Origin of the sequence: Phycobacter azelaicus (assembly GCF_014884385.1) — a bacterium.
Lineage (GTDB): Bacteria > Pseudomonadota > Alphaproteobacteria > Rhodobacterales > Rhodobacteraceae > Phycobacter > Phycobacter azelaicus.
The window spans coordinates 2,656,117-2,680,787 of record NZ_WKFH01000003.1 but is presented as its reverse complement, the minus strand read 5'-3'; the positions used below and the strand labels follow the sequence as shown (position 1 = coordinate 2,680,787).

The following is a 24,671-nucleotide window of genomic DNA, read 5'->3' as shown; positions in this document are numbered from 1 at the left end:
CCCCGCCTTCCCACTTTCCCTTTGCCGCCCCCTTCTGTAAGGGAGAGAGCGATCCGAAATGACACGCACGCAGGACCAAACCGATGGCGATGGAAAAGACATTCAACGCAGCCGAGGCGGAAAGCCGCCTTTATGACGCCTGGGAAAAGGCCGGTTGCTTCAAGGCCGGCGCAAATGCCAAGCCCGAGGCCTCCACCTATTGCATCATGATCCCGCCGCCCAATGTCACCGGCGTTCTGCACATGGGCCACGCCTTTAACAACACGCTGCAGGACATCCTGATCCGCTGGAAGCGCATGCAGGGCTTCGACACGCTGTGGCAGCCGGGGCAGGACCATGCCGGCATTGCCACCCAGATGGTGGTGGAACGCGAACTCGCCAAGACCCAGCAGCCTTCGCGCGCGGAACTCGGTCGGGAGGCCTTCCTCGAAAAGGTCTGGGAGTGGAAAAGCCAGTCCGGCGGCACCATCGTCAATCAGCTCAAACGCCTTGGCGCCTCCTGTGACTGGTCGCGCAACGCCTTCACCATGTCCGGCGCCCCCGGCGCGCCCGAGGGTGAAGAGGGCAATTTCCACGATGCCGTCATCAAGGTCTTCGTGGATATGTACAACAAGGGTCTGATCTATCGCGGCAAGCGGCTGGTGAACTGGGACCCGCATTTCCAGACCGCGATCTCCGACCTTGAGGTGGAGAATATCGAGGTCGCGGGCCACATGTGGCACTTCAAATACCCGCTCGCAGGCGGTGCGACCTATACCTACGTCGAAAAGGACGAGGACGGGAACGTCACTCTGGAGGAGACCCGCGATTACATCTCCATCGCCACCACCCGGCCCGAAACCATGCTGGGCGATGGCGCGGTTGCGGTGCACCCCGACGATGCGCGCTATGCCCCCATCGTGGGCAAGCTGGTGGAGATCCCAGTGGGCCCCAAGGAACACCGCCGCCTGATCCCGATCATCACCGACGAATACCCCGATCCCGACTTCGGCTCGGGCGCGGTGAAGATCACCGGCGCCCATGATTTCAACGACTACCAGGTCGCGAAACGCGGCGGCATCCCAATGTACCGCCTGATGGACACCAAAGGCGCGATGCGCGCAGACGGCGCCCCCTATGCCGAGGCCGCACCTTCAGCCATGGCCGTCGCCAAGGGCGAGCAGACCCTCTCTGAGGCCGAGGCAGACGCCATCAACCTGGTGCCCGAGGACCTGCGGGGCCTCGACCGGTTCGAGGCGCGCAAGAAGGTGGTGGAGCAGATCACCGCCGAGGGCCTTGCCGTGATGGTCAAGGAGACCACCAAGGACGAGGACGGCAACAAGGTTGAAACCCTGGTGCCGCTGGTCGAGAACAAACCGATCATGCAGCCCTTTGGCGACCGCTCCAAAGTGGTGATCGAGCCGATGCTGACAGACCAGTGGTTCGTGGACGCCGAAAAGGTTGTCGGCCCGGCGCTGGAGGCGGTGAAGGACGGCACCGTCAAGATCCTGCCGGAAAGCGGGGAAAAGACCTATTACCACTGGCTGGAAAACATCGAACCCTGGTGCATCTCACGCCAGCTGTGGTGGGGCCATCAGATTCCGGTCTGGTATGGCTTTGACTTGTCCGGCGAAGGGTTCACCGACGATGAAGGCGACGGCGCCCTTGATCTGGTCGAAAGCCTGCGCCTGATGTGGGAACAGAAGCTGTTGATCGGTGAGGAGCCGCGCCATTGCGCCGCCGATTTCGACAGCGTCAAATCGCAGTTCGACGACATTCTTGTCGGCCTGCCCGCGCCGCTGAACCACGCACAGGTGGTCGAGGTCGAAACTCGCGCCGAGGCGGTCAAAGCCTTTGCCGCCGCGCTGGCCGAATATGAAACCACGCAGGATCCCACCAAGCTGGTCTACCCGGTCTGGCGCGACCCGGATGTGCTCGACACCTGGTTCTCTTCCGGTCTGTGGCCCATCGGTACGCTCGGCTGGCCCGAAGATACTGAGGAGCTGAAGAAATACTTCCCGACGTCGACGCTCGTTACCGGGCAGGACATCCTGTTCTTCTGGGTCGCCCGCATGATGATGATGCAGCTCGCTGTCGTGGATCAGATCCCGTTCGACACAGTTTACCTCCATGGCCTTGTGCGCGATGCCAAGGGCAAGAAGATGTCGAAATCCACCGGCAATGTCATCGACCCGCTGGATATCATTGATGAGTACGGCGCCGATGCGCTGCGGTTCACCAATGCGGCGATGGCCTCGCTTGGCGGGGTGCTGAAGCTGGATATGCAGCGCATCGCTGGCTACCGGAACTTTGGCACCAAACTGTGGAACGCCGTGCGTTTTGCCGAGATGAACGAGGTCTTCACAGATGCTGTGCCGCAGAAATCCGTCGCGGATCTGAACCCCGCGCAGGCTGTCAACGCCTGGATCATCGGCGAGACCGCCCGCGTGCGCGAAGAGGTGGATGCCGCAATGGAGGCCTTCCGCTTCAACGACGCAGCGCAGGCGCTTTATGCCTTTGTCTGGGGCAAGGTCTGCGACTGGTATGTGGAGCTGTCCAAGCCGCTTTTGCAGGGGGATGACGCAGACGCTCAGGCCGAGACCCGCGAGACAATGCGCTGGGTGATGGATCAATGTCTGATCCTGCTGCACCCCATCATGCCCTTCATTACCGAAGAGCTGTGGGGCCAGACCGGCACCCGCGCCAAGATGCTGGTGCACGCCGATTGGCCCGCCTACACCGCCGCCGATCTGGTCAATGCCGAGGCTGACCGGGAAATCAACTGGGTCATTTCGGTGATCGAGAACACCCGCTCCGCCCGCGCGCAGATGCATGTGCCGGCGGGCCTCAAGGTGGCCATGCTGGTGACCGAGATCGACGCCGCCGCCCAAACCGCATGGGACCGCAATGAGGCGCTAATCAAACGCCTTGCGCGCATCGACAGCCTGACCAAGGTCGATGCCCTGCCCAAGGGCTGCGTTTCGATCTCGGCGCCCGGTGCCTCCTTTGGCCTACCGCTCGCCGATATCATCGACATAGACGCGGAAAAGGCGCGTCTGGAGAAGACCCTCGGCAAGCTGGCCAAGGAACTGGGGGGGCTGCGTGGTCGGCTTAACAACCCGAAATTCGTCGCCTCCGCCCCCGAGGAGGTGGTGGAAGAGGCCCGCGAGAACCTGGCCGCGCGGGAAGAGGAAGAGACCAAGATCAAAGAGGCGCTCGCCCGCCTTGCCGAACTTGGATAAGACACAAAGAGCAAAGCCGCCCCGCCCCTGCGCGGGCGGCTTTCTTTGAATTTACTTGCTTTTTCTGACGTATTCTTGAGATTTTGAGATAGGAAACGGGGAAATTCAGCCAAAGCTGGCCATTGTCTTTGCGCGCCACCTGTTTCAGCTTGGCGAAAAGAAGAAAAAGGATTCCGTATGCCAAAAGGATATTGGGTAGCCCATGTCGATGTGGACGACATGGAGCGGTACAAGGACTATGTGGCCGCGAATGCAGCACCTTTTGCGGAATATGGTGCAAAATTCCTGGTCCGAGGTGGCCCCAAGGAAGTGCGTGAAGGCCAGATGCGCGCTCGCACCGTCGTTATCGAGTTCAAGGATTTCGAAACCGCCAAGGCCTGCTATGACTCCGTCGCCTATCAGGATGCCAAGGCCCTGCGCGATCCGGTCTCGACCGGTGACATGGAGATCATCGAAGGCTATGACGGCTGATCGCCGTTGGCCGCCATTCATCTGCAGGATCATCTGACCTCATGCTGAAAAAGTTTTTTCAAGCCTTCCGCCCGCCGCAGCCCCCGGCCCTGCCGGACCCGGATGCAGAGCTGGCGCTCGGCGCGCTTATGGTGCGCGTCGCGCAATCCGATCGCGAATATCAGCTGGAAGAAATCAGCCTGATCGACAGGATCCTGGCACGGCTCTACCAGCACAACGCCATAGAGGCCGCGAAGGTGCGTGCCAACTGCGAAAAGCTGCATGCTGCCGCGCCTGAGACCGATACATTCGGCCGTCTGATCCGCGAGACCACAGGCCTTGAGGAACGTCTGGCAGCGCTGGATGCTCTGTGGGAAGTGGTTCTGGCTGACGGCAACGAACATGAAGGCGAGGTCAAGATCGTCGAGGATGCGCGCAAGGCCATGGGCCTGTCTTATGCCGACAATGAGGCCGCTCGTGACCGCGCCCGCCGCAAGCTGGCTGGGACCACGGAGGATGCCACTTGATGTTCCGAGATCTGCTCAATCGCCTGCTCTCTCCGGTCGACACTCCACTGACTGACAAGGACGCACGCCTCGCTCTCTGCGCGCTTTTGGTGCGGGTGGCGCGGTCTGACCACAATTATTCCGACGTCGAAAAAGATCGGATCGACCGCATCAGCCAGTCCCGCTATGGGCTCGATATGGGCGGTGCGATCATCCTGCGCGAAGAGGCCGAGGCAATGGAGGCCGAAGCCCCCGACACGGTTCGCTTCACCCGGGCGATCAAGGATGCGGTGCGCTATGAAGACCGGATCGGCGTGATTGAAGCCCTATGGCAGGTAGTTCTCGCGGACGGAAAGCGCGATGCCAGCGAGGACAGCCTGCTGCGCCTTTCTGCCAGTCTGCTGGGGGTCAATGACCGGGACAGCGCCTTGGCGCGACAACGAGCGGAGGCTGCGCTATGATCGCCTATCTGGGAATGTACGACCGCCCCGAAACCGCTGCCGCCAACGACCAATTTTGGGCGGCCATTCGTACAGGTCTTATGGGCACCTATGATGACCTCCCTGAGGCGCTGGATCGCAAGACCGACGCCTGGAGCGCATGGGGGGCAAAAGACCTTGTTCTGGGCCAGACCTGTGGCTGCCCCCTGCGCACACGCCTTTACGGCGAGGTCCAACTGGTCGGAACACCCGATTACGGCCATCAAGGTTGCCCGCCCGGGCACTATTACAGTGTGTTTGTTGCACGCAAGGGCAGCGACGTCGGCCTTCACGGGTTTGACGGAAAAGCCTTTGCCTATAACGACAGTCTGTCCCAATCCGGCTGGGCAGGACCGCTCATCCACATGCAGGATGCCGGGCTATTACCAGGACGGCTTGTTGAATCCGGCAGTCACCGGGAATCGGCCCAGGCGGTTGCCGAGGGCAGTGCGGATTTTGCCAGCATCGATATCCTGTCCTGGGAGATGATCCAGAAGTACGACGCCTTTGCTGCGGATCTGGACGTGATTGATCGCACCGCAAGCACACCCGGATTGCCCTTCATCACCGCCCTTGGCAATGATCCTGCACCCTTGTTCGCTGCCATTGAAACTGCCATTGCAACCCTTGATGCAGATGCGGCAGAGACGCTGCATCTGAAAGGTTTGGTCGCGATACCCATGTCAGACTATCTGGCCGTATCGACACCGCCCGGCCCCATTCTGACGGAGCAGAGAATCCGGGGGCGCGCGAACGCCTGAACCGGCGTCCGTTTTGGCGGCACCACTGACCGTTTCGCGCGGATCGGGACAGGATCTGGCGGTTTGCACATTGCATTCCGCCTTTTTTTGGGTCCAATAAGACAGAATTTTATCAATCGGACGATGCACACCTTGACCGCCACCATGACCGACACATCGCAAGCCTCAGAGACCGCACCAGTCCTAGAGATCCGCGGGCTGCACAAATCCTACGGCGATCTGGAGGTCATCAAGGGCGTCGACATCACCGCCCCGCGTGGCTCGGTTGTTTCGCTGATTGGCTCGTCCGGGTCCGGTAAGTCCACCCTTCTTCGCTGCTGCAACCTTTTGGAGGACAGTCAGCAGGGTGAGATCCTCTTCAAGGGCGAACCGATCAAATGGACGGGAACAGGCCAAAGCCGCCGTCCGGCTGACCCCAATCAGGTTCTGCGCATCCGTACCAACCTGTCCATGGTATTTCAGCAGTTCAATCTGTGGTCACATATGACCATCTTGCAGAATGTCATGGAAGCCCCGCTGACGGTTCTGAAACGGGATCGAACCGAGGTCGAGGCCGCGGCGCGCAAGTATCTCGACAAGGTCGGCATCGGCGACAAATGCGATGCTTATCCGGCACAGCTTTCAGGCGGGCAGCAACAACGCGCCGCCATCGCCCGCGCCCTCTGCATGGAACCCGAAGCGCTCCTGTTCGATGAACCGACCTCGGCGCTTGACCCGGAGCTTGAACAGGAAGTCGTAAAGGTTATCAAGGATTTGGCCTCAGAAGGGCGCACCATGATGATCGTGACACATGACATGAACATGGCCGCCGATGTTTCGGACCATGTCGTCTTTCTCCATCAAGGTCTGATCGAAGAACAGGGGGCGCCGGAAGAGGTGTTTGGCGATACCCGATCTGAACGTCTGCGCGGTTTCCTGTCTTCGACCAAACGCTGATAGCAACAACCAACAAACCAACCAAACGGGAGTAAACTCATGAAATCCATTCTTCTCGGCACAGCTGCCCTTGCCCTGACCGCAGGCGTCGCAATGGCTGATACCGTGCGCCTTGGCACCGAGGGCGCCTACCCTCCCTACAACTTCATCAACGACAAAGGTGAAGTGGATGGCTTTGAACGCGAGCTGGGCGACGAGCTGTGCAAACGTGCCGAGCTGACCTGTGAGTGGGTGACCAACGACTGGGATTCGATCATCCCGAACCTGACCTCGGGCAACTACGACGCGATCATCGCGGGCATGTCGATCACCGAAGAACGCGAGGAAGTTGTCGACTTTACGCAAGGTTACACTCCGCCGTCGCCCTCTGCTTATGCAGCGATGTCCGACGGTGTGGATCTGACCGGCGGCATCATCGCCGCGCAGACTGCAACCATCCAGGCCAACCATGTGGTCGACACGGGCGCGACCCTGGTCGAATATCCCACTCCGGATGAAACCATCGCGGCCGTGAAATCCGGAGAAGCCGATGCGGTTCTGGCTGACAAAGATTTCCTTGAGCCGGAAGTTGAAGCCTCCGACCTGATCTTTGTGGGCGACGATGTGCCGCTGGGCGGTGGCATCGGCATGGCTTTCCGTGAAAGCGATGACGAGCTGCGCGCCAAGTTCGACGCCGCCATTACCTCCATGAAGGAAGATGGCAGCTTGAACGCGCTGATCACCAAATGGGAAGTGGGCGGAACCTGGTAAGCCACGCCTGCCCGATCCAACAGACCGGCAAAGGGGGGCGATGCTCCCCTTTGCTGCATTGTTCCCGTTGCGCGCATGATCGGCCCCTGCCGGGACAGATGCGGGTGACATAGACGACGAGGTCAGCCATCTTTTCCTATTGCTCAGACCCGGCCAGCCTGGAGGGGCTCCAGTGGCTGTCATGTTACCTGACCACCGGAAAGCACATGGGCTTTTATGTCGCTTTCGGCACGGTCTTGTTGCTGCTGGCCATCACCGCTCCACTTGCACTGTTGTTCGGCTTTGGCGGCGCCATCGCGGCCCGCGCCCACTTCCTGCCCCTGTCGTGGTTCGGTAAGGGCTATATCGCCATCGTGCGCGGCGTACCTGACATCGCCTTTTTCCTGTTCTTCGTCATCGCGCTGGATCAGGGCATTGAATGGGTGCGCCACAAGATCAAGTGCCCGGACTGGGATCAGCCGATCCGTCAGGGCAGCGACTTTCTCGTCTGTGACATTGCCAAGATGCCTCTTGGCACCTCACCGCAATGGATCCACGAAGTCTACGGCTTCTCATTGGCAGTGGTGACCTTTGCCATTGTCTTCGGCGCCTTTGCGGCAAACGTTCTCTATGGCGCCATGAGCGCGGTCCCGCGGGCGCAGGTCGAAACGGCCGAGGCCTATGGCATGACACGGCGGCAAGCGTTCTGGCGCATCACCGTACCGCAGATGTGGACTTATGCCCTGCCGGGGTTGTCGAACCTCTGGATGGTACTGATCAAGGCGACGCCGCTTCTGTTCCTCCTTGGCGTTGAGGATATCGTCTACTGGGCACGCGAACTGGGGGGCAGCAAGACTGCGAAATTTACCGACTATCCCCATGGCGACTGGCGCATGTGGTATTTCCTGGCTCTGCTGGTCTTCTACCTCGCCTTTACCAAGGTGTCCGAGGTGGTCTTGGCGCGGATCACAACCCGCCTGTCACATGGGCAGGCCACCCTGGGCGGTGAAGCGCAAAGGAAAGCGACATGAGCTGTCTTGAGACCATTCAGGCCTATGCCTTTCGCTCGCTTGGCTACGGGGAACGCCTGCTGCCGCGCAGTGATTTCACGTTATGCGAACATTTCACCCTGATCGGTTCGGGGATGATCTGGAACATCTATTTCGGCACCCTTGCCGTCATCAGCGGGTTCTTCTTTGCAAACCTCCTGGCGGTGGCAAAGAACTCGTCCTCCGCCATGTGGCGAAAACCGGCAGAGTGGTTCATCTTTGTCTTTCGGGGCTCACCGCTCTTCATCCAGTTCTTCTTTGCATACTTCCTTTTCCTTGAACTGAAGGGCTTCTCGCCCATCCTCGACGCCTTCTCGTCGGCCTGGCTGGGCGCTTTGGTGGTTCTGTTCTTCAACACCTCCGCCTATAGCGCCGAGATCTTCTATGGCGCGCTGCGCTCCATTCCCAAGGGCGACATCGAAGCGGCAGATGCCTATGGCCTTTCGGGCTGGCACCGTTTCCGGCGGATCATGTGGCCCACGATGATGCGTCTGGCCTGGCCGTCCTATACGAACGAGGCGATCTTTCTCTTCCATGCGACGACGCTGGTGTTCTTTTCAGGCTTTCCGGCCTGGCGGCAGCAGGGCGATGCGCTGTACTACGCCAACTATTTTGCGGATAAGACCTTCAACCCCTTCGTGCCCTACCCGATTCTGGCGCTCTACTTCATCATGCTGACGCTTTTGATCATAGGTCTGTTTGGACTTGTGAACAAAAGACTGAACCGTCACATCCCGCAGGAGCGCCGGACAAAAATGAGGCTGAGGCCGAACCTGATCCGCTGATTTCGCACCTTGCGCAGCAAAAAAATATGGCTCCTTCGGGGGCCATTTTTTGTGCGCAGATCCGGCTGGAGCAATTTTTGATCAAATTTTGATTGCGTCTTTCATTGGCTCGGGTAGAACTATGAACACCAACAATGGAGCCCCTCATGGACCTCTCAGGCCTCAGAACCGTCCGCATTGCCGCCTGCGACATGAACGGGCAGATGCGCGGAAAGCGTATGCCCGCGAGTCTTGCCTGCAATTTGGAGGACGGCACCGCCCGCATGCCCGTCTCCGTGCTCAACGTGGATATCTGGGGCCGTGATATCGAGGACAGCCCGCTGGTGTTTGAGACCGGCGATGCTGATGGCGTTCTGTTTCCAACCGACCGGGGTGCGATTCCCATGCCCTGGCTCAGCACGCCTTCGGCGCTTATTCCAATGACCATGGTGCTCGAGGACGGCACGCCCTTCCTTGGCGACCCCCGACAGGTTCTGGCAGAGGTTCTGGGCCGATACGCCGCGCGCGGCTGGCATGTGGTCGCTGCCACCGAAATGGAGTTCAATCTTGTCGACGACAGCGGCGCCCAGCCGGGGCCGCCCATCGATCCGCTCACCGGGCGTGAATTGGATCAGCAATCGGTTTTGTCAGTGGCGGAGCTTGACGCCTTCGATGCCTTTTTCTCAGATGTCTACGAGGGCGCCGAGGCGATGGGTATACCGGCAAAGGATGCCATTTCCGAAGCCGGACTAGGCCAGTTCGAGATCAACCTCGACCATCAGGACGCCATGCGCTGCGCCGATGATGCCTGGCTGTTCAAGGCCTTGGTCAAGGGTTTGGCGCGCAAGCACGGCTTCGCCGCCACCTTTATGGCGAAACCCTATGCCGATGAGGCCGGCAATGGCATGCATGTGCATTTTTCTGTGGTCGATGATGAGGGCGACAACGTCTTTGACGATGGCACCGAAAAAGGATCTGACCTGCTGCTGAACGCCGTTGCCGGATGTATCGCGGCGATGCCCGCCAGCACGCTGATCTTTGCGCCCCATGGCAACTCCTACGACAGGCTCATTCCCGGCGCCCATGCGCCCACAAGCGCCGCCTGGGCCTATGAGAACCGCACAGCCGCCATCCGCATTCCCGGCGGCAGCCCCAAAGCACGGCGGATCGAGCACCGCGCGGCGGGCGGCGACATCAACCCCTACCTGATGCTGGCCACCGTTCTGGGTGCGGCCCTTGTCGGGATCGAGGACGCGATGCAGCCCCCTGCCCCCTCCAGCGGCAATGTCTATGACATCGAGGGGCTGCCGCAGCTTGCCCCCACCTGGGCCGAAGCGATTGACCTGTTCGAAAGCGATCCGCTGATTGCCCGGATCCTGCCAAAGATGGCAATCCGCAACCTGGTGATGACAAAACGGCAGGAACTGGCCGAATTCGCAACCCGCCCGAAGGAAGGCCACTGGCTGTCTTGGCTGGAGGCCGTATGATCCCTTGTCCGAGCGCTCCGCATCCGCTACGGTAAATTTGATCAAATTGGTGACCTATGAAAATCGGCATTCTGCAAACCGGCCATGCCCCCGAAGACCTCATCGAAAGCTCGGGCGACTATGATGAAATGTTCCGCAGCCTTTTGGGCGGGAACGGGTTTGACTTTGAAACCTGGGCGGTGGTCGATGGTATCTTCCCGGACGGGCCCGAAGACGCAGACGCCTGGCTGATCACCGGCTCAAAACACGGCGCCTATGAGCCCCATGACTGGATCCCCCCGCTTGAGGATCTGATCCGTCAAATCGATGAGCGCAAACAGCCCATGGCCGGGATTTGCTTTGGCCATCAAATCATCGCGCAGGCTCTTGGCGGTACCGTCGCCAAGTATGAGGGCGGCTGGGCCGTGGGTCACGTGACATACCAGCAAGGCGGCAAAGCGCTGACCCTCAACGCCTGGCATCAGGATCAGGTGATCCAGCGCCCCGAAGGCGCCCGCGTTCTGGCAGGCAATGATTTCTGCGAGAACGGTATCCTGGCCTATGGCGACCACATCTGGACCGTGCAGCCGCACCCAGAGTTTTCGAATGGTTTTGTCCAAGGGCTGATCGAGAAGCGCGGTCGCGGCGTGGTGCCAGATCCTATCCTCGACAGCGCCGCCAAAGATCTGAAAACCCCCGTAGATAACCCTGAAATCGCAAACTTCCTGACCGAGTTTTTCAAGAAAGAGAGAACCTGATGTCCGCCTGGCTCGACGCCCTTCCTGACGCCGCAAAATCCTATCTGGAGGGCCGTCGTCTTGACGAGGTTGAATGCATCATCTCGGACCTGCCGGGCATCGCCCGGGGCAAGGCGGTGCCGGCCAGCAAGTTTGCCAAGCAGGACTATTTCCACCTGCCCGACAGCATCTTTTACCAGACCATCACCGGGGATTGGGGCGAAGCCGCCGATGAGGACGGCTTCATCGAAAAGGACATGACGCTTTATCCCGACATGTCCACCGCCACGGCGGCCCCATGGACGGGCGACTGGACGCTGCAGGTGATCCACGACGCCTTTGACCGTGATGGCAACCCTGTGGCCTGCTCACCGCGCAATGTGTTGAAGCGTGTGGTGCAGCTCTATCGCGACAAGGGCTGGGAGCCGGTCGTCGCCCCCGAGATGGAGTTCTTCCTCGTGGCCCGCAACGTGGACCCCGCCCATGAGATCAAGCCGATGATGGGCCGCTCGGGCCGTCCTGCGGCTGCACGGCAGGCTTATTCTATGACCGCAGTCGATGAGTTCGGCCCGGTCATAGACGACATCTACGACTTTGCCGAGGCGCAAGGTTTCGAGATCGACGGTATTACCCAGGAAGGCGGCGCAGGACAGCTTGAGATCAATCTGCGTCACGGCGATCCGGTGAAACTGGCGGACGAGGTCTTCTATTTCAAACGCCTGATCCGCGAGGCAGCCTTACGCCACGATTGTTTTGCCACCTTCATGGCAAAGCCCATCGCGGATGAACCCGGTTCGGCCATGCATATCCATCACTCCATCATCGACATGGAAACCGGCGAGAACATCTTTTCCGGTCCGCAAGGGGGTGAAACGGACGCCTTTTACCACTTTATCGCGGGCCTTCAGACCCACCTGCCAGCCGGGATTGCAGTGATGGCGCCTTACGTGAACTCCTACCGGCGCTACGTGAAAGACCACGCTGCGCCCATCAATCTGGAATGGGGCCGTGACAACCGAACCACGGGCATCCGCGTACCACTGTCTGGCCCCTCTGCACGCCGCGTGGAGAACCGTCTGGCCGGGATGGACTGCAATCCCTATCTGGGCATCGCCGTGTCCCTGGCCTGCGGATACCTCGGCCTGATCGAAGAGGAACGCCCCCGCCGCCAGTTCAAGGGAGATGCCTATGAAGGCGAAGGCGACATTCCCCAGGTCATGGGACAGGCTTTGGATCTCTTCGACGAAGCAACCAAGCTGCACGAAGTGCTCGGCACCGAGTTTGCCCGCGTTTATGGCATCGTCAAACGCACCGAATACGAGGAATTCCTGCAGGTCATCTCCCCTTGGGAGCGCGAGCACCTGCTGCTGAACGTCTGACCCTCGCCCCAAGCCGCCCGCGCGGCAAAATGCCCAAACACCCGCGCCGCATCTCTCGGCGCGCCCCGTCTGCATGAGGTGACCCCATGGCCTTGAATCTGCTCTATACCAACGACCGCAAGGGTCAATACCCCACCAGCTGGTATGCTGCGACCGCAGCCGAAACGGCCCCCTTCGCCGCGCTGCAAGGCGACACCCGCGCCGACGTCTGCATTGTCGGTGGAGGATACACCGGCCTTTCCGCCGCGCTGCATCTGGCCGAGGCGGGGATGGAGGTGGTCCTGCTGGATGCTCACCGGGTCGGCTTTGGGGCCTCGGGCCGAAATGGCGGCCAGCTCGGCAGTGGCCAGCGGATGGATCAGGAAGACCTCGAAGATCTCATGGGCGAAACCGAGGCGCAAAAACTCTGGCAGCTGGGCGAAGAGGCCAAGGATCTGGTCAAATCCCTGATCACGCGCCATGACATCGACTGCCACCTGAAACCCGGTGTCGCCTGGACAGGGTCTTCGCGCGGGGATGTGAGCCATCTGCATGATTATGCCCACCACCTTCAGGATCGTTATGGCTACGATCAACTAGAGGTGCTGGATCGCGATGCCTGCCACGCCATGTGCCCGTCGCCCGACTACCAGGGCGGTTTCCTGGACCACGGCGCCGCGCATCTGCACCCGCTGAACTACGCCCTGGGCCTGGCCCGCGCCGCGCATCAGCTCGGCGCCAAAATCCACGAGCAAACAGAGGCGCTTGAAATTACCGAAGGCGCCGAGATCAAGGTCCGCACAGCGACGGGGACCGTCACGGCGGACCACCTGATCCTAGCCTGCAACGGCTACCTTGGTGGGCTCAACCGCAAGGTCGCCGCCCGCGTGATGCCGATCAACAACTTCATCGTCGCGACCGAGCCGCTGGGGGACCGCGCCGCCGAAGTTCTGACCCGCGATGTGGCTGTGGCCGACAGCAAATTCGTAGTCAATTATTTCCGCCTCAGTCACGACAAGCGGCTGCTGTTCGGCGGCGGCGAAAGCTACGGTTACCGTTTCCCCGCCGATATTGAGGCCGTGGTCCGTAAGCCGATGCATCAGATTTTCCCCCATCTGCGGGATGTGCGCGTTGACTATGCCTGGGGCGGCACGCTCGGGATCACCATGAAGCGAATGCCCTATCTGGCGCGGCTGTCTGCGAATACCTTGTCCGCCTCGGGATACTCAGGTCATGGCGTTGGCACCGCAACACATGCAGGTCAGCTGATGGCACGGGCAATCAAAGGTCAGGCGGAGGGCTTTGATACCCTGTCCCGCGTTCCCGCCCCTGCTTTCCCAGGTGGGCCGCGGATGCGCTCCCCGCTTTTGGTGTTGGCCATGACTTGGTTCGCCCTGCGGGATCGGCTCGGCTTCTGAGGCCCGTTCCGGCGCGCAAGAGCGCTGGCCCTATCGGAAACACAACAGTTCTGTGAAATTTTGGAGCGTTGACGTCGCAGTCAGCGCATTCAACTTGGCTTTGTGCGATCGTTGTTTTAGAATATTGAAATGGTAAATTTGGGAAATTGAAATATGACGCTGCCCCCCAACGTTCACGACGCCGAACCGATCCCCGCAGCCGCGCGCGAGGCGATAGAAGCCCTGATGCAATCGGGCGACCTCTTCCGCTACACGGCGCCTCAGGATGCACCGGTTGCCCTGCTGGAGCAGGAATTCGCGGATCTGATCGGCTGCAAATATGCGCTTGCGGTGTCGTCCTGTTCTGCAGCTCTGTTTCTGTCCTTGAAGGCGCTCGGCCTGCCCCGCGACGCCCGCGTATTGATCCCCGGTTTCACTTTCGCGGCCGTCCCATCCTCGGTCGTTCATGCCGACTGTGTGCCAGTTCTGTGCGAGGTGGGTGAAAACTACCGCATCGACATGGCGGACTTCGAGGCACGGATAGATCAGGATATCTCTGCTGTCATCATCAGCCACATGCGCGGTCATACCTCCGATATGGATGCAATCATGGCCTTGTGTGACGCACGCGGCATCCCCGTGATCGAGGACGCCGCCCATTCGCTTGGCACGACCTGGAACGGCGAAAACATCGGCACCATTGGTCGCGTCGGCTGCTTCTCCTTCCAGTCCTACAAGATGATAAACGCAGGCGAAGGTGGTATCCTTGTCACCAATGATGCGGATCTCGTGGCGCGCGCAGTGATCATGTCCGGTGCCTATGAACACAACTGGCAAAAGCACAAAGGCCCGCGCGGTGAGAACACTCCGGATCTGGCCGAGGCCTTTGCCAAATGGCAGAATCAGCTGCCGCTCTATAACCTCCGGATGAGCAATCTTTCCGCCGCTGTGATCCGCCCGCAGCTACCGGAACTGGCGCGCCGGGTGCGGGACGGGCTGAAGAACCACGATTACGTGGCGGACCGCCTGAATGCCTCCCCATATTTCGATGTGCCTGCCCCGCTTGCACCTGAACGGCGTGCCCCGGATTCGATCCAGTTCAATCTGGTTGGCATGAGCGAGGAAGAGATCAAAGCCTTCGCCACCTCCGCCGCGGAAAAAGGCGTCAAGGTTCAGGTCTTTGGCCTGTCCACGGACAATGCCCGCGCGTTCTGGAACTGGCAGTTCCTCTCTGATCTGCCCGAATTGCCCCAGACCCGCGCAATGCTGATGAAGGCCTGCGATGTGCGCTTGCCGGTGCGCCTGACCAAAGCAGAGCTGGATGTGATCTGTGAAATCCTACTCGCAGCTGTCAGCGAAACGATGGACAGGGCCGCAGCCTGACCCAAAGCCTGCCGACGTATAGGCAGCAAAACAGGCCACAAAATGGCGTGGTCGCGCCGCGCGAATGGACGGCACCCTGCCCGACGGATCCCAGGCAACCCACAGGGGCTGTTTCGGGGATCGGGCGGGCGCCGATACCTCGCTTCACGCACCGCATAAGATACAAAAAACCCGGCACTGCCGGGTTTCTTTGCGCGGTGAGCGCCAGGTCACAATCACATTGCGTGATTACTTGATCTTGGACAGCTTGTCCTGAAGCTCGCTCAGCTGGCGCTTTATCGCATCCAGATCTTCTTGCTCGCCGTCATCGGCCGCCCCGTTGTCCGGCTCAGGACCGCTGGATCCGCCAGTCCAACTGCCGGACAACCCACCGGTCATTGCCTTGAGGAAAGCTTCCTGCTGCGCCTTCATCGCCTCAAAGCCGGGAATACTCGCCATCGGGTTCATGGCGTTCATATTCTCCATCATCTTTGACTGGCTGTCGCGCAACATATCGAACGAGGCCTGCAGGAATTGCGGCATCACACCGCCCCCCGGCACCATGTAGCTGCGCACAAGATCGTTGAGCACGTTCACGGGCAGAACATTCTCACCACGGCTTTCGTGCTCGGCGATGATCTGCAACAGGTACTGACGCGTTAGATCATCGCCTGTCTTCAAATCAACGATCTGAACCTCGCGGCCATCCCGGATGAACCCGGCAATATCTTCCAGTGTCACGTAATCACTGGTTTCGGTGTTGTACAGGCGCCGACTTGCGTAGCGTTTTATCAACAGGGGCTTGTCCTGTTCCGCCATGTCATACCTCCCCAGACATGATGCACTGCAGAAAACCCTATGCGAGCGCAGAACAAAAGAAAAGCCTCGCGCGTGCTTAGCTTTTGTCAGGCACCAGCCTATCAACGAGCCACCAATAGCCCTTGACCTAAAGCATACTTGAACTTTTACACAGTCCTCCTCGCACTGGGTAGGATAGAGGAAAAGCGCATGCGCGTATTGATTTTGGGCGCAACCGGGTCGATCGGAACCGCAATCACCCGGGAGTTGGTGCGGAATGGGCATACCGCCATCGGCCTTGCTCGTTCTTTCGCAAGCGAGGAAAAGATCAGGGCGCTGGGAGCCGAGCCTCTCGCCGGTGACCTGCGACACCCCCGGGAATGGTCTGCTGCCCTTGCTAAAATGGATGCGGTCATCCACGCCGCGGCGACTTTCGAAGCCGACATGGCGGAAACGGACCGAAAGGTGGTCATGGAAATTCTGAGCCACGCCGCAGGGCGCACTTCACCGCTGCGCTTTCTCTACACAGGCGGCTGTTGGCTGTACGGTGTGACGGGTGCGAAAACTGCTGATGAGACATCGACAAAACGCCCGCTTCAGAGCTTTAAATGGATGCTGGAACAGGGAGCCAGCGTTCTGCAAGCACCCGGAGTTTCCGCGGCCGTCGTACATCCGGCTCTTGTTTATCATGAGGAAGGCGGCGCCTTCGCCCGCTACCTAGCCGCGGCCAAAGCTGGTGAGCCGATTGAGGTTTGGGGCAGCCTGCGAACACGCTGGCCCCTTGTCCACCGGGACGATCTGGCACGGGCTTATCTCACTCTGCTGGAGCGCCCTGAGCTCATTGGAGAGTTTAATGTCTGCGGGCAAACCGGTGTGCCCGTTTCCGAGATCATCGCCGAAGTCGCACGCAGATCTGACCATACGTCTGGCTACGTGGTGCGCACGCTGAAATATGTCCTGTGCAAATACGGGGCGTGGGCCGAGGGACCGACAATGGACCAACAGATCAGCGCCGAGAAGATCCAGAGCCTGAGCGACTGGCAGCCAAAGCACACCTGCTTTCGGTCTTCAGCCTTCTAGCGCCGCACTACGGGGGACCCTCCCCTTGGAACGCAAAAAGGGCAGGCCCCGCGTGGCCTGCCCTTTCTTCACATTCCGGCACCGATTGGGAGGAGAGCGGGTGCCTTCATGTGGACGTTCTTATTTCGCGGCCGCTTTTTTGGCAGCGGTGGTCACCTCTTCGGTGGCCTTTTTGACCGCAGCGGTCGCTTCTTCGCTCATGTCCTTGCCAGCCGCCATCAGCAGCTCAACGGTTTCGGTTTGAGCTTTCTTTGCAATCTCAGCGAAGGCAGCCATGTTTTCAGCGGCAACTTCGGCAGAGGCACTAGCGAAATCGGTCGCGGCCTTGGCGTAATCGGCAGGCTCGGACTGAACTTTGGACATCGCGCCCAGTTTGGACAGGGTGTCTTTGGTCCACTTGGTGGAGATATCCGCAGACTGCTCAGCTGCGCCCAGCGCAACTGCTGCCAGCTTCTCGTTCAGAGCCGCAGAGTTCTTGAATGCGTCTTCCATGGCTTTGGTGTCCATGGGGAATGCGCCCATCATGTCTTTCATCATCGCGGTAAAATCTTGGGTCTTAGCCATTGTACTGGTTCCTTTCGCTGCAGGAGCCGGGACAACCCCGCCTGCCCTTGTCTGCAACCAATATGCTTTCTGCATCGCAGCATTTCAAGAAATTTCTTGCTGCGTTGCAGAAATTTTCCGCAAAGGCTTTATTTTCAAGATCTTGCAACCTTGCGCACATAGTCCCCCGGCGCCGCAGCCAGGGGTGGATGCTGCGAATCGCCGGGTTCGCGGGCCGGAACCTGCTTGCCGGAACGTTTTTTGAGCCAAGCCTCCCAACGGGGCCACCAGGAGCCTTCATTGAACTTGGCCCCCTCCATCCAGGCTTCCGCATCGCCCTTCAGATCATCATTGGTGTAATGCCCGTACTTGTTGCGCGAGGGTGGGTTCACGATGCCCGCGATATGACCCGATTGTGAAACGATGAACGTCTTACTGCGCGATCCCATCTGCTGCACGCCGCGATAACAATCCTTCCAGCGGGCGATGTGATCCGTCTCGCAGGTCACCGCCATCAAAGGTACATCCACATCCCGCACATGCAGCTTGTGGCCGAGGATTTCGAACCCATCATTCACAAAATCATTGCTCTGGCACAGGCCGCGCAAATACTGGATCGCCATCTTGCCAGGCAGGTTGGCGCCATCTCCGTTCCAGTACAGCAGATCAAACGCGGGGGGCGTCTCCCCCATCATGTAGCTGCGGATGGCAGGCCCGTAGACCAGGTCGTTGGCCCGCAGGAACGAGAAGGTCCGCGCCATGATGTAGGAGGGCAGCATTCCATCGTCGCCAATCTGCTCTTCAATGGCATCGACGAAATCATTCTGCAAAAAGGGTGTGAATTCGCCCTGATCGCCGAAATCTGTCAACGCAGTGAAGAAGGTCGCCGATTTCACCGATTTGTCGCCGCGCTGTTTCATCAGCGACAACGTCAGGCTCAGCGTGGTGCCAGCAATGCAATAGCCGACCGCGTTGACCTGCTTCACCTGGCACATCTTCTTGACCTCATCAATGGCGGTCAAAAAACCCTCTTCGATGTAATCCTCAAGCCCCACTTCGGAATAAGAAGCATCCGGATTGACCCAGGACACTACAAACAGCGTATAGCCCTGTTCCGTTACCCATTTGATCAGGCTGTTCTGTGCCTTCAAATCAAGGATGTAGAATTTGTTGATCCACGGCGGGAATAGAACGATCGGTGTTTCATGGACCGTATCCGTGGTCGGTCGGTACTGGATCAACTCCATCATGCGGTTGCGATAGACGACCTCACCGGGGGTTGTGGCAAGGTTGCGCCCGATCTCGAAGGCCGTGTCATCGGCCAGTCGCACGACCAGTTCCCCATCATTGGCCTCAAGATCGGCCACGAGGTTTTCCAGCCCCTGAATAAGCGACTGCCCCTCGGTCTCCAGCGCGCGTTCCAGCGCGTCAGGATTGGTTGGCAGGAAATTCGTAGGCGCCATCATGTGGATGATCTGATCGGCAAAATAGGTCAGTCGCTGCTTGTCGACCGGGTTGAGATCGCCCGCCTCCTCTACAGCATCCCGAATGGCCTCCGCATTCGTCAGGTACTGCTGCTTGATAAACTTGAAATATGGATTCTTTTCCCACATCGGGTTCGAGAAACGGCGATCCCTTGAAGCGTCCTCTTCATCTTCTCCTGCATGCCCGGCAAGCACCTGCTGAGCCTCGGCGAAATTCAGCACGGATTTTCCCCAATACTCGATCTGATGTTCCAGAAGTTTGGCTGGGTTTTCCAGCATCGAGGCCCAGTATGAGGTTGCTGCACGTGCGAACAGTTCGTGATTCGGAGCGTCTAATCCCGGATGATGAGGCTTCTTTGTAGCCATCACCTCAACCAGACGCTTAGAGAGCTGCTCCACTTTCTCCAGATTTTCCTTAAGCCTCTCAAGGTGTTCAGGCGAAGTTTCAGCTTCCAGCACGTCGCTTGTTGTCATCTTAAGGATTCCCCCCTACTCTTTCTGCTGTGCAGAATTCTTACCGTTATAGTCTACGGTAAAGTGACAGGATGTTCGAATCTCTGCGCGCCAACCGCCTATAATTTATGCAACAGGTTGCAGGGCGGACACCGAAAAGGAGCCAATCATGCGCTATATGATGTCCTACGACCTTATGGAAACTACCCGGAACATGAATCAATGGCTGGGGGCGACCGCATTGTCGATGGCATCCTATCCGGCGTTCTCTGCGATCCCGAACCCCGCGCTCAGTTGGCTGGCCGCCTGGGGCGAAGTGACAGAGCGCACTTTTCAGCGTATGGTGGCCCGCCCAGACTGGGGTATCGGCACCTTCACCTGCGAAGATGGCAAGGATCACACGGTCGAAATCGACACCGTGGTGGAAAAACCCTTCGGCGATTTGATCCACTTCCGCGTCGTTGGGCGCGAGGTTCAGCCGCGAAAGGTTCTTTTGGTAGCCCCTATGTCTGGCCACTACGCGACGCTTTTGCGCTCCACCGTGAAGAGCCTTGTTGAGAACTGCGAGGTCTACGTCACAGACTGGCACAATGCCCGCGACATTCCGGTGTCCGCTGGCAAGTTCGACATCGAAGACTACACGCTGTACTTGGTGGACTTCATGCGTGAGCTGGGGCCTGAAACCCATGTGATCGCTGTTTGCCAGCCTGCGCCGCTGACATTGGCGGCCACGGCGTACCTTGCTGAACAGGATCCCGATGCGCAGCCCTCTTCCCTGACGCTTATCGGCGGTCCCGTTGACCCTGACGCCACCCCGACCGAAGTAACCGACTTCGGCCGCCGCGTTACCATGGGCCAGCTGGAAGAAACCATGATCCAGCGCGTCGGCTTCAAATATGCAGGCGTCGGGCGCAAGGTCTATCCCGGCCTTTTGCAGCTGTCCTCCTTCATGTCGATGAACATGGACCGTCACTCCAAGGCGTTCATGGACCAGATCCTGAAGGTCAGCCGCGGCGAGGCCTCAGACCATGACGCGCACAACCGGTTCTACGATGAGTATCTCGCCGTTATGGATATGACGGCCGAGTTTTATCTCTCAACGGTCGAGCGCATCTTCAAAAATGGCGAGATTGCCAAGAACGAATTCATCGTGGATGGCCACAAGGTGGATATCGGCAAGATCACCGATGTGGCCGTGAAAACGGTAGAGGGCGCCAATGACGACATTTCGGCCCCCGGTCAGTGTATCGCCGCTCTGGATCTGTGCACCGGTCTGCCGGAGTCCAAAAAGGCCAGCCATGTAGAGCCCGGTGCAGGTCACTATGGTATCTTTGCCGGCCGCAGCTGGCGAAACAACATCCGCCCGCTGGTCATCGATTTTATGAATGCCAACAGCCGAGCCAGCGCGCCCAAGTCAAAGCGGACCAAGCCCAAGATCGCCGCGGTCTGAAGTCATGCCAGCGGCCCCTGACCCATCCGCCTGCCGGTTTTCCTGCAGCTGCGGGTCGTTGCATGGGCACATTGCCCCTGAGGCGCTGAAGACGGGCACGCACGTGGCCTGCTACTGCGCCGATTGCCGCGCCAATGAGATCTACCACAACCGCCCTGATCCGGCGCCGGGCCCGGTTGACCTGTTCCAGCTCTCTCCGGATACCATCCACATCACCAAGGGCGCCGAACATCTCAAACTCTTGCGACTAAGCCCCAAGGGGCTGTTTCGCTGGTATGCGGGCTGCTGCGGCATGCCATTTGCCAACACACTGATGAAACCGGGTCTGCCTTTTGCCGGGATGCGCACCAACCTGTTCGAAAACCCCGAGATCTTTGGCAAGGTCACCACAAGTGCCTTCATGTCCCGCCCCGGAAAACCGCCAAGAACCAAAGGGGCCTTACCCATGGTCTATGCGCTGTTCACACGGATGATGGCTGCGCGCCTGTCAGGGCGGTGGAAGGAAACCCCGTTCTTTGACATCGCCACGGGCCGTCCGGTGAGCGAGCCTCTGGTGCTCAGCAAGGCAGAGCGGGACGCAGTCACAAAATCCTAAGAAGGGTGCTGCTGTTCGGCAGGAGCCGCAAGCCAGGACATCATGGCGCGTGTAACGAGCTCTGGCTGTTCAAGCGACGGCAGGTGGCCAGCGCCCGAGATGACCTCAAAAGTGGCCTGCGGGATCAGGCTGGCCAAAAGCTCGTGGCGTTTTACGGGGGTCAGACGATCAAATTCGCCGCACAGGATCAGGGCTGGGACATGACAACGGCGCGCCGCCGCCTGCTGATCCATGCGCCGCTGTAGGGCGCGGTTCTGGTTCACGAAGACATCGCTTCCAAAGGCCTGCCCCATCTGTTGCACCTTGTTCAGAATTTCGGCGCGTCCTGCGCCCGGCGCGAGGCATTCTGCAGGGAGCGCCTTTTCCAGCATCTCACCCAAGCGACCGGTCCGCGCACCAATGATCAGTGGTTCCCGCTCGGCGGCCTGCGCCGGTGTTTCTGCCAAAGGCGTCGTCGCCATGAGACACAGCCGCGACACGCGACCCGGAGCACGGCGCAGGATCTCCATCGCAATGATGCCGCCCATCGACAGCCCGGCCAAGGCGAAACGTTCCGGCAACATGTTCAGAATATGCGCGGCAATTGCCTCGATCCGATCTCCGCCCAGGAGTGGGGCAACCGTGATTGGCACATGTGCCGACAAGGCTTCAATCTGGGGGGTAAAGATCCTGGCATCGCACATCATGCCGGGAAGGAGGACCAGCGGCTCGGCTCCAAAGTTCCCATGAGTTTCAACCGCTTTTGAAAATTCCATCTGAAATGCCCCGTCTAATATGCAGCCTGCTGCCCCGCAACTCAGCGGCGAGTCGCCCTATGCCTGAAACAGTGAGGAGAGTCGTCAGGAAGCGCAAGGAGATTGATCTCAGGACGGTACCGGAAAGCCATTCCAGCGGAAGGCACCGTTCTCCGCAAGCGGGGAGAACGGATTGTGAGCGATTTCCCAGACATGACCATCCGGCGCGCGGAAATAGCCAATGTAGCCGCCCCAGAACACATCGCCTGCAGGACGCAGGATCTCCGCGCCCGCGGCCTCTGCCGCGGTTAGCAAGGCGTCCACCTCCTCCGGCGAGCGGGTGTTATGACTTAGTGTCATGGCACCGGTCCCCAGCTCGTCCGGCGGCAGACCAATATCCTCGGCCAGTTTTTCAAGCGGATAAAGCCCGAGTGTCTGCGAAATCAGGTCAAAGGCGATAACACCATCTGGACTTTGGGCGCGTTGCCAGCCCAAAGCCTCGTAAAAGGCTGCGGACCGCTCCATGTCCGGCACGCCAAGAGTGATCAGGCTTACCCGCTGTTCCATCACTGGATCTCCAATTGCCTTAGCCATTTCAAAATATCTTCCACGGCAACATCCGTCTGTCCCGGGGACATGACATCGCCCGCCATAACATGCGCGTAAGGGTCGTCCTCAGGGCCGGGGTTGCGATTGACAATGTGCGTTTGCCCACCCCAGCGTGCCGCAACATCTGCCGTCAGATCCGGGCGCACCACCTTGTCGTGCTTTGAGAACCAGAACAAGGCCGGGAGGCGGACCTCTTCGACCTTGAGCCGCATCACCGCCTTGACCAGCGCCGCCATGGGCAGGACTGCGACCGAGGGGTAGGACGTGGTCCAGTATCTCTCGTGGTCCGCACTACGGACCGGGAAGGACCGCTCTTTGCCTGCAATGAGGGGCAGCCAGACCCTGGCAGCCGGCCAAGTCAGCAGAGGCGCCATCGGATGATTAACCCCGTAATTCGGAGATACCAGGACCAAAGCGGCCACATCGCGCGACAGGTCGTCATCAAGGGCGGCCGCCGTCATCAGGGTCGCCCCGGTCGAGGTCGCAATAACCACCACACGATCGCCGACCGCCCGCGCCGCAGCCAGGGCTTCGGCCAGATCCTGCATCCAATCCTGCACCGTAACTTCGGCCATGGCTGCCCCGGGCCGCCCGTGACCTGCGAGCCGCGTGAAGACAAGGTTTGCGCCCAGAGCCTGCGCGACGCGGTCGGGAACGGGGCGGATTTCCTCGGACGTGGCTGAAAACCCGTGCAAATAAAGGACCGAAACCTTGGTTCGCGTTTCCGATTGCCCAGCCCAGACGATGCGCTTTTCCGTGCCCGGCGTTATGTCGGAATAGGCGCTTTCGACAGTTTCGAAATAGTTGCCTACACCTTTTCCAAAACGGCGCACATCAAAAGAGGCCCTTAAATCCACAGGCTCATTCGGACCAAAGGCCCAAAGGCCCGCTCCGATGGCACCAAGCCCAAGAATGGACCGCCCCAGCCCCGTCAGGAGCTGCCGCATCAGGACATCCCCAAAACCTCCTGCAGCGCCTCTTCGATGAGGCGCAGGCAGGCAGCGTCAGAGAACCTGTGGTCAGCATCCTTGACCAAGGTCAAACGCATATCCACGCAATCCGCATGATCGAGCAGCCTAAGAGCGGTTTCGGTCGAAACAGCCGTATCAGCGGTGCCTTGCAGGCAGCGCACTGGGAACGGCAAGGACAGCGGCGCGCGCAGAACCAGACGCTGGCGCCCATCTTCGATCATGCGCTTGGAGATCCGGTAGGGTTCCATGTAGTCGCTTGGCAGTTCCACATATCCTTGCGCCTCAAGCTCAGCCTTTTGAGCTTCGGAGAAACTGGCCCAGTAGCCGTCCTCGGTGAAATCCGGCGCAGCGGCGATCGTGACCATACCGGCAATCCGTTCGGGCCGGGCCTTTGCCAGAAGCAGAGCCTGCCAGCCCCCCATGGAAGAGCCGACGGGAAGGATCGGACCTTCTGTCAGCGCGTCAACAGCGGCCAACGTGTCCTCCTGCCAATCGCCGATGCAACCCTCCTCAAAGGTACCGGAGCTTTCGCCGTGGCCGGAATAGTCAAACCGCAGGAAAGCGCGCCCCTGCGCCTTGGCCCAGGCCTCCAGATGCACGGCCTTGGTGCCTTCCATGTCAGACTTCAGGCCGCCGAGGAAAACAATTGCGGGGCCCGGTCCCTCCGTTACGTGGTAGGCAATCCGTCGTCCGTTCGCGCATTCCAGATACTGTGTTTGGCCCATATCGTATCCTGCCC

The 24,671-nt window shown here is 59.6% G+C and carries 24 protein-coding genes; 17 read left to right on the top strand and 7 right to left on the bottom strand.

Features of this window, described 5'->3' with window-relative positions:
• Window positions 1–83: 83 nt before the first annotated feature.
• The 14 genes from INS80_RS14010 to INS80_RS13945 all read left to right on the top strand — a co-directional run bounded on the left by INS80_RS14010 (window position 84) and on the right by INS80_RS13945 (window position 15,236).
• Window positions 84–3,221, top strand: coding sequence for a valine--tRNA ligase (locus tag INS80_RS14010; RefSeq protein WP_192966226.1), 3,138 nt, complete (start codon window positions 84–86; stop codon window positions 3,219–3,221).
• Window positions 3,222–3,398: 177 nt separating this feature from the next.
• Window positions 3,399–3,692: a DUF1330 domain-containing protein gene (locus INS80_RS14005; protein ID WP_192966225.1), complete on the top strand. Its 294-nt coding sequence runs from the start codon at window positions 3,399–3,401 to the stop codon at window positions 3,690–3,692.
• A gap of 41 nt (window positions 3,693–3,733) precedes the next feature.
• A complete protein-coding gene (locus INS80_RS14000; RefSeq protein WP_192966224.1) occupies window positions 3,734–4,198 on the top strand; it encodes a tellurite resistance TerB family protein in 465 nt (154 codons plus the stop codon).
• Window positions 4,198–4,638 carry a tellurite resistance TerB family protein gene (locus tag INS80_RS13995; RefSeq protein ID WP_192966223.1) on the top strand — a complete coding sequence of 147 codons (441 nt, stop codon included), beginning with the start codon at window positions 4,198–4,200 and terminating at the stop codon, window positions 4,636–4,638. The genes INS80_RS14000 and INS80_RS13995 overlap by 1 nt, the downstream gene beginning before the upstream one ends.
• The gene (locus tag INS80_RS13990) at window positions 4,635–5,417 is read left to right on the top strand and encodes a phosphate/phosphite/phosphonate ABC transporter substrate-binding protein (protein WP_192966222.1); all 783 of its coding nucleotides are present in this window, start codon (window positions 4,635–4,637) and stop codon (window positions 5,415–5,417) included. Before INS80_RS13995 ends, INS80_RS13990 begins: the two co-directional genes overlap by 4 nt.
• A gap of 123 nt (window positions 5,418–5,540) precedes the next feature.
• Window positions 5,541–6,353 (top strand): ABC transporter ATP-binding protein, encoded by an 813-nt coding sequence (locus tag INS80_RS13985; RefSeq protein WP_304622244.1) that lies wholly within the window; start codon window positions 5,541–5,543, stop codon window positions 6,351–6,353.
• A 39-nt stretch (window positions 6,354–6,392) separates the two neighbouring features.
• Window positions 6,393–7,103 carry a transporter substrate-binding domain-containing protein gene (locus tag INS80_RS13980; protein WP_192966221.1) on the top strand — a complete coding sequence of 237 codons (711 nt, stop codon included), beginning with the start codon at window positions 6,393–6,395 and terminating at the stop codon, window positions 7,101–7,103.
• A gap of 128 nt (window positions 7,104–7,231) precedes the next feature.
• Window positions 7,232–8,113, top strand: a complete 882-nt coding sequence (locus INS80_RS13975) for an ABC transporter permease (protein WP_192967285.1) — start codon at window positions 7,232–7,234, stop codon at window positions 8,111–8,113.
• Window positions 8,110–8,916, top strand: a complete 807-nt coding sequence (locus tag INS80_RS13970) for an ABC transporter permease (RefSeq protein ID WP_192966220.1) — start codon at window positions 8,110–8,112, stop codon at window positions 8,914–8,916. The genes INS80_RS13975 and INS80_RS13970 overlap by 4 nt, the downstream gene beginning before the upstream one ends.
• A gap of 146 nt (window positions 8,917–9,062) precedes the next feature.
• Window positions 9,063–10,382, top strand: coding sequence for a glutamine synthetase family protein (locus INS80_RS13965; protein ID WP_192966219.1), 1,320 nt, complete (start codon window positions 9,063–9,065; stop codon window positions 10,380–10,382).
• Between the two features lie 56 nt (window positions 10,383–10,438).
• Window positions 10,439–11,119, top strand: a complete 681-nt coding sequence (locus INS80_RS13960; protein WP_192966218.1) for a type 1 glutamine amidotransferase — start codon at window positions 10,439–10,441, stop codon at window positions 11,117–11,119.
• Window positions 11,119–12,477 carry a glutamine synthetase family protein gene (locus tag INS80_RS13955; protein WP_192966217.1) on the top strand — a complete coding sequence of 453 codons (1,359 nt, stop codon included), beginning with the start codon at window positions 11,119–11,121 and terminating at the stop codon, window positions 12,475–12,477. Before INS80_RS13960 ends, INS80_RS13955 begins: the two co-directional genes overlap by 1 nt.
• Window positions 12,478–12,563: 86 nt before the next feature.
• Window positions 12,564–13,874 (top strand): NAD(P)/FAD-dependent oxidoreductase, encoded by a 1,311-nt coding sequence (locus tag INS80_RS13950; protein ID WP_192966216.1) that lies wholly within the window; start codon window positions 12,564–12,566, stop codon window positions 13,872–13,874.
• A 153-nt stretch (window positions 13,875–14,027) separates the two neighbouring features.
• Window positions 14,028–15,236 carry a DegT/DnrJ/EryC1/StrS family aminotransferase gene (locus tag INS80_RS13945; protein WP_192966215.1) on the top strand — a complete coding sequence of 403 codons (1,209 nt, stop codon included), beginning with the start codon at window positions 14,028–14,030 and terminating at the stop codon, window positions 15,234–15,236.
• 228 nt (window positions 15,237–15,464) lie between these two features.
• Here the strand turns inward: INS80_RS13945 and phaR are convergent, their stop codons facing one another.
• Window positions 15,465–16,034, bottom strand: coding sequence for a polyhydroxyalkanoate synthesis repressor PhaR (phaR, locus tag INS80_RS13940; RefSeq protein ID WP_192966214.1), 570 nt, complete (start codon window positions 16,032–16,034; stop codon window positions 15,465–15,467).
• Window positions 16,035–16,223: 189 nt separating this feature from the next.
• Here phaR and INS80_RS13935 point away from each other — a divergent pair, with 189 nt between their 5' ends.
• Window positions 16,224–17,093 carry an NAD-dependent epimerase/dehydratase family protein gene (locus INS80_RS13935; RefSeq protein WP_192966213.1) on the top strand — a complete coding sequence of 290 codons (870 nt, stop codon included), beginning with the start codon at window positions 16,224–16,226 and terminating at the stop codon, window positions 17,091–17,093.
• 120 nt (window positions 17,094–17,213) lie between these two features.
• On the opposite strand, the gene INS80_RS13930 is transcribed toward INS80_RS13935, so the two are convergent.
• Window positions 17,214–17,657, bottom strand: coding sequence for a phasin family protein (locus tag INS80_RS13930; protein ID WP_192966212.1), 444 nt, complete (start codon window positions 17,655–17,657; stop codon window positions 17,214–17,216).
• Between the two features lie 134 nt (window positions 17,658–17,791).
• Complete coding sequence (locus INS80_RS13925) at window positions 17,792–19,594, bottom strand: PHA/PHB synthase family protein (protein ID WP_192966211.1); 1,803 nt, start codon at window positions 19,592–19,594, stop codon at window positions 17,792–17,794.
• Window positions 19,595–19,742: 148 nt separating this feature from the next.
• Between INS80_RS13925 and phaZ the strand changes: the two genes are divergently transcribed.
• Entirely contained in the window at window positions 19,743–21,023 is a 1,281-nt protein-coding gene (phaZ, locus tag INS80_RS13920) for a polyhydroxyalkanoate depolymerase (protein ID WP_192966210.1), read from the top strand.
• Window positions 21,024–21,027: 4 nt separating this feature from the next.
• Window positions 21,028–21,618, top strand: a complete 591-nt coding sequence (locus INS80_RS13915) for a DUF6151 family protein (RefSeq protein ID WP_192966209.1) — start codon at window positions 21,028–21,030, stop codon at window positions 21,616–21,618.
• Here the strand turns inward: INS80_RS13915 and INS80_RS13910 are convergent.
• The 4 genes from INS80_RS13910 to INS80_RS13895 all read right to left on the bottom strand — a co-directional run bounded on the left by INS80_RS13910 (window position 21,615) and on the right by INS80_RS13895 (window position 24,657).
• The gene (locus tag INS80_RS13910; RefSeq protein WP_192966208.1) at window positions 21,615–22,373 is read right to left on the bottom strand and encodes an alpha/beta fold hydrolase; all 759 of its coding nucleotides are present in this window, start codon (window positions 22,371–22,373) and stop codon (window positions 21,615–21,617) included. The two genes, INS80_RS13915 and INS80_RS13910, sit on opposite strands and share 4 nt — an antisense overlap.
• A 108-nt stretch (window positions 22,374–22,481) precedes the next feature.
• A complete protein-coding gene (locus INS80_RS13905) occupies window positions 22,482–22,919 on the bottom strand; it encodes a VOC family protein (protein ID WP_192966207.1) in 438 nt (145 codons plus the stop codon).
• Window positions 22,919–23,908: an alpha/beta hydrolase gene (locus INS80_RS13900; RefSeq protein WP_192966206.1), complete on the bottom strand. Its 990-nt coding sequence runs from the start codon at window positions 23,906–23,908 to the stop codon at window positions 22,919–22,921. Before INS80_RS13900 ends, INS80_RS13905 begins: the two co-directional genes overlap by 1 nt.
• On the bottom strand, window positions 23,908–24,657 hold the full coding sequence (locus tag INS80_RS13895; protein ID WP_192966205.1) for an alpha/beta hydrolase family protein: 750 nt from the start codon (window positions 24,655–24,657) through the stop codon (window positions 23,908–23,910). Before INS80_RS13895 ends, INS80_RS13900 begins: the two co-directional genes overlap by 1 nt.
• Window positions 24,658–24,671 lie beyond the last annotated feature (14 nt).

Coding starts and splice junctions, on each gene's coding strand:
- INS80_RS14010 (WP_192966226.1), top strand. CDS start 84: ATGGCGATGGAAAAGACATTCAACGCAGCCGAGGCGGAAAGCCGCCTT.
- INS80_RS14005 (WP_192966225.1), top strand. CDS start 3,399: ATGCCAAAAGGATATTGGGTAGCCCATGTCGATGTGGACGACATGGAG.
- INS80_RS14000 (WP_192966224.1), top strand. CDS start 3,734: ATGCTGAAAAAGTTTTTTCAAGCCTTCCGCCCGCCGCAGCCCCCGGCC.
- INS80_RS13995 (WP_192966223.1), top strand. CDS start 4,198: ATGTTCCGAGATCTGCTCAATCGCCTGCTCTCTCCGGTCGACACTCCA.
- INS80_RS13990 (WP_192966222.1), top strand. CDS start 4,635: ATGATCGCCTATCTGGGAATGTACGACCGCCCCGAAACCGCTGCCGCC.
- INS80_RS13985 (WP_304622244.1), top strand. CDS start 5,541: ATGCACACCTTGACCGCCACCATGACCGACACATCGCAAGCCTCAGAG.
- INS80_RS13980 (WP_192966221.1), top strand. CDS start 6,393: ATGAAATCCATTCTTCTCGGCACAGCTGCCCTTGCCCTGACCGCAGGC.
- INS80_RS13970 (WP_192966220.1), top strand. CDS start 8,110: ATGAGCTGTCTTGAGACCATTCAGGCCTATGCCTTTCGCTCGCTTGGC.
- INS80_RS13965 (WP_192966219.1), top strand. CDS start 9,063: ATGGACCTCTCAGGCCTCAGAACCGTCCGCATTGCCGCCTGCGACATG.
- INS80_RS13960 (WP_192966218.1), top strand. CDS start 10,439: ATGAAAATCGGCATTCTGCAAACCGGCCATGCCCCCGAAGACCTCATC.
- INS80_RS13955 (WP_192966217.1), top strand. CDS start 11,119: ATGTCCGCCTGGCTCGACGCCCTTCCTGACGCCGCAAAATCCTATCTG.
- INS80_RS13950 (WP_192966216.1), top strand. CDS start 12,564: ATGGCCTTGAATCTGCTCTATACCAACGACCGCAAGGGTCAATACCCC.
- INS80_RS13945 (WP_192966215.1), top strand. CDS start 14,028: ATGACGCTGCCCCCCAACGTTCACGACGCCGAACCGATCCCCGCAGCC.
- phaR (WP_192966214.1), bottom strand. CDS start 16,034: ATGGCGGAACAGGACAAGCCCCTGTTGATAAAACGCTACGCAAGTCGG.
- INS80_RS13935 (WP_192966213.1), top strand. CDS start 16,224: ATGCGCGTATTGATTTTGGGCGCAACCGGGTCGATCGGAACCGCAATC.
- INS80_RS13930 (WP_192966212.1), bottom strand. CDS start 17,657: ATGGCTAAGACCCAAGATTTTACCGCGATGATGAAAGACATGATGGGC.
- INS80_RS13925 (WP_192966211.1), bottom strand. CDS start 19,594: ATGACAACAAGCGACGTGCTGGAAGCTGAAACTTCGCCTGAACACCTT.
- phaZ (WP_192966210.1), top strand. CDS start 19,743: ATGCGCTATATGATGTCCTACGACCTTATGGAAACTACCCGGAACATG.
- INS80_RS13915 (WP_192966209.1), top strand. CDS start 21,028: ATGCCAGCGGCCCCTGACCCATCCGCCTGCCGGTTTTCCTGCAGCTGC.
- INS80_RS13910 (WP_192966208.1), bottom strand. CDS start 22,373: ATGGAATTTTCAAAAGCGGTTGAAACTCATGGGAACTTTGGAGCCGAG.
- INS80_RS13905 (WP_192966207.1), bottom strand. CDS start 22,919: ATGGAACAGCGGGTAAGCCTGATCACTCTTGGCGTGCCGGACATGGAG.
- INS80_RS13900 (WP_192966206.1), bottom strand. CDS start 23,908: ATGCGGCAGCTCCTGACGGGGCTGGGGCGGTCCATTCTTGGGCTTGGT.
- INS80_RS13895 (WP_192966205.1), bottom strand. CDS start 24,657: ATGGGCCAAACACAGTATCTGGAATGCGCGAACGGACGACGGATTGCC.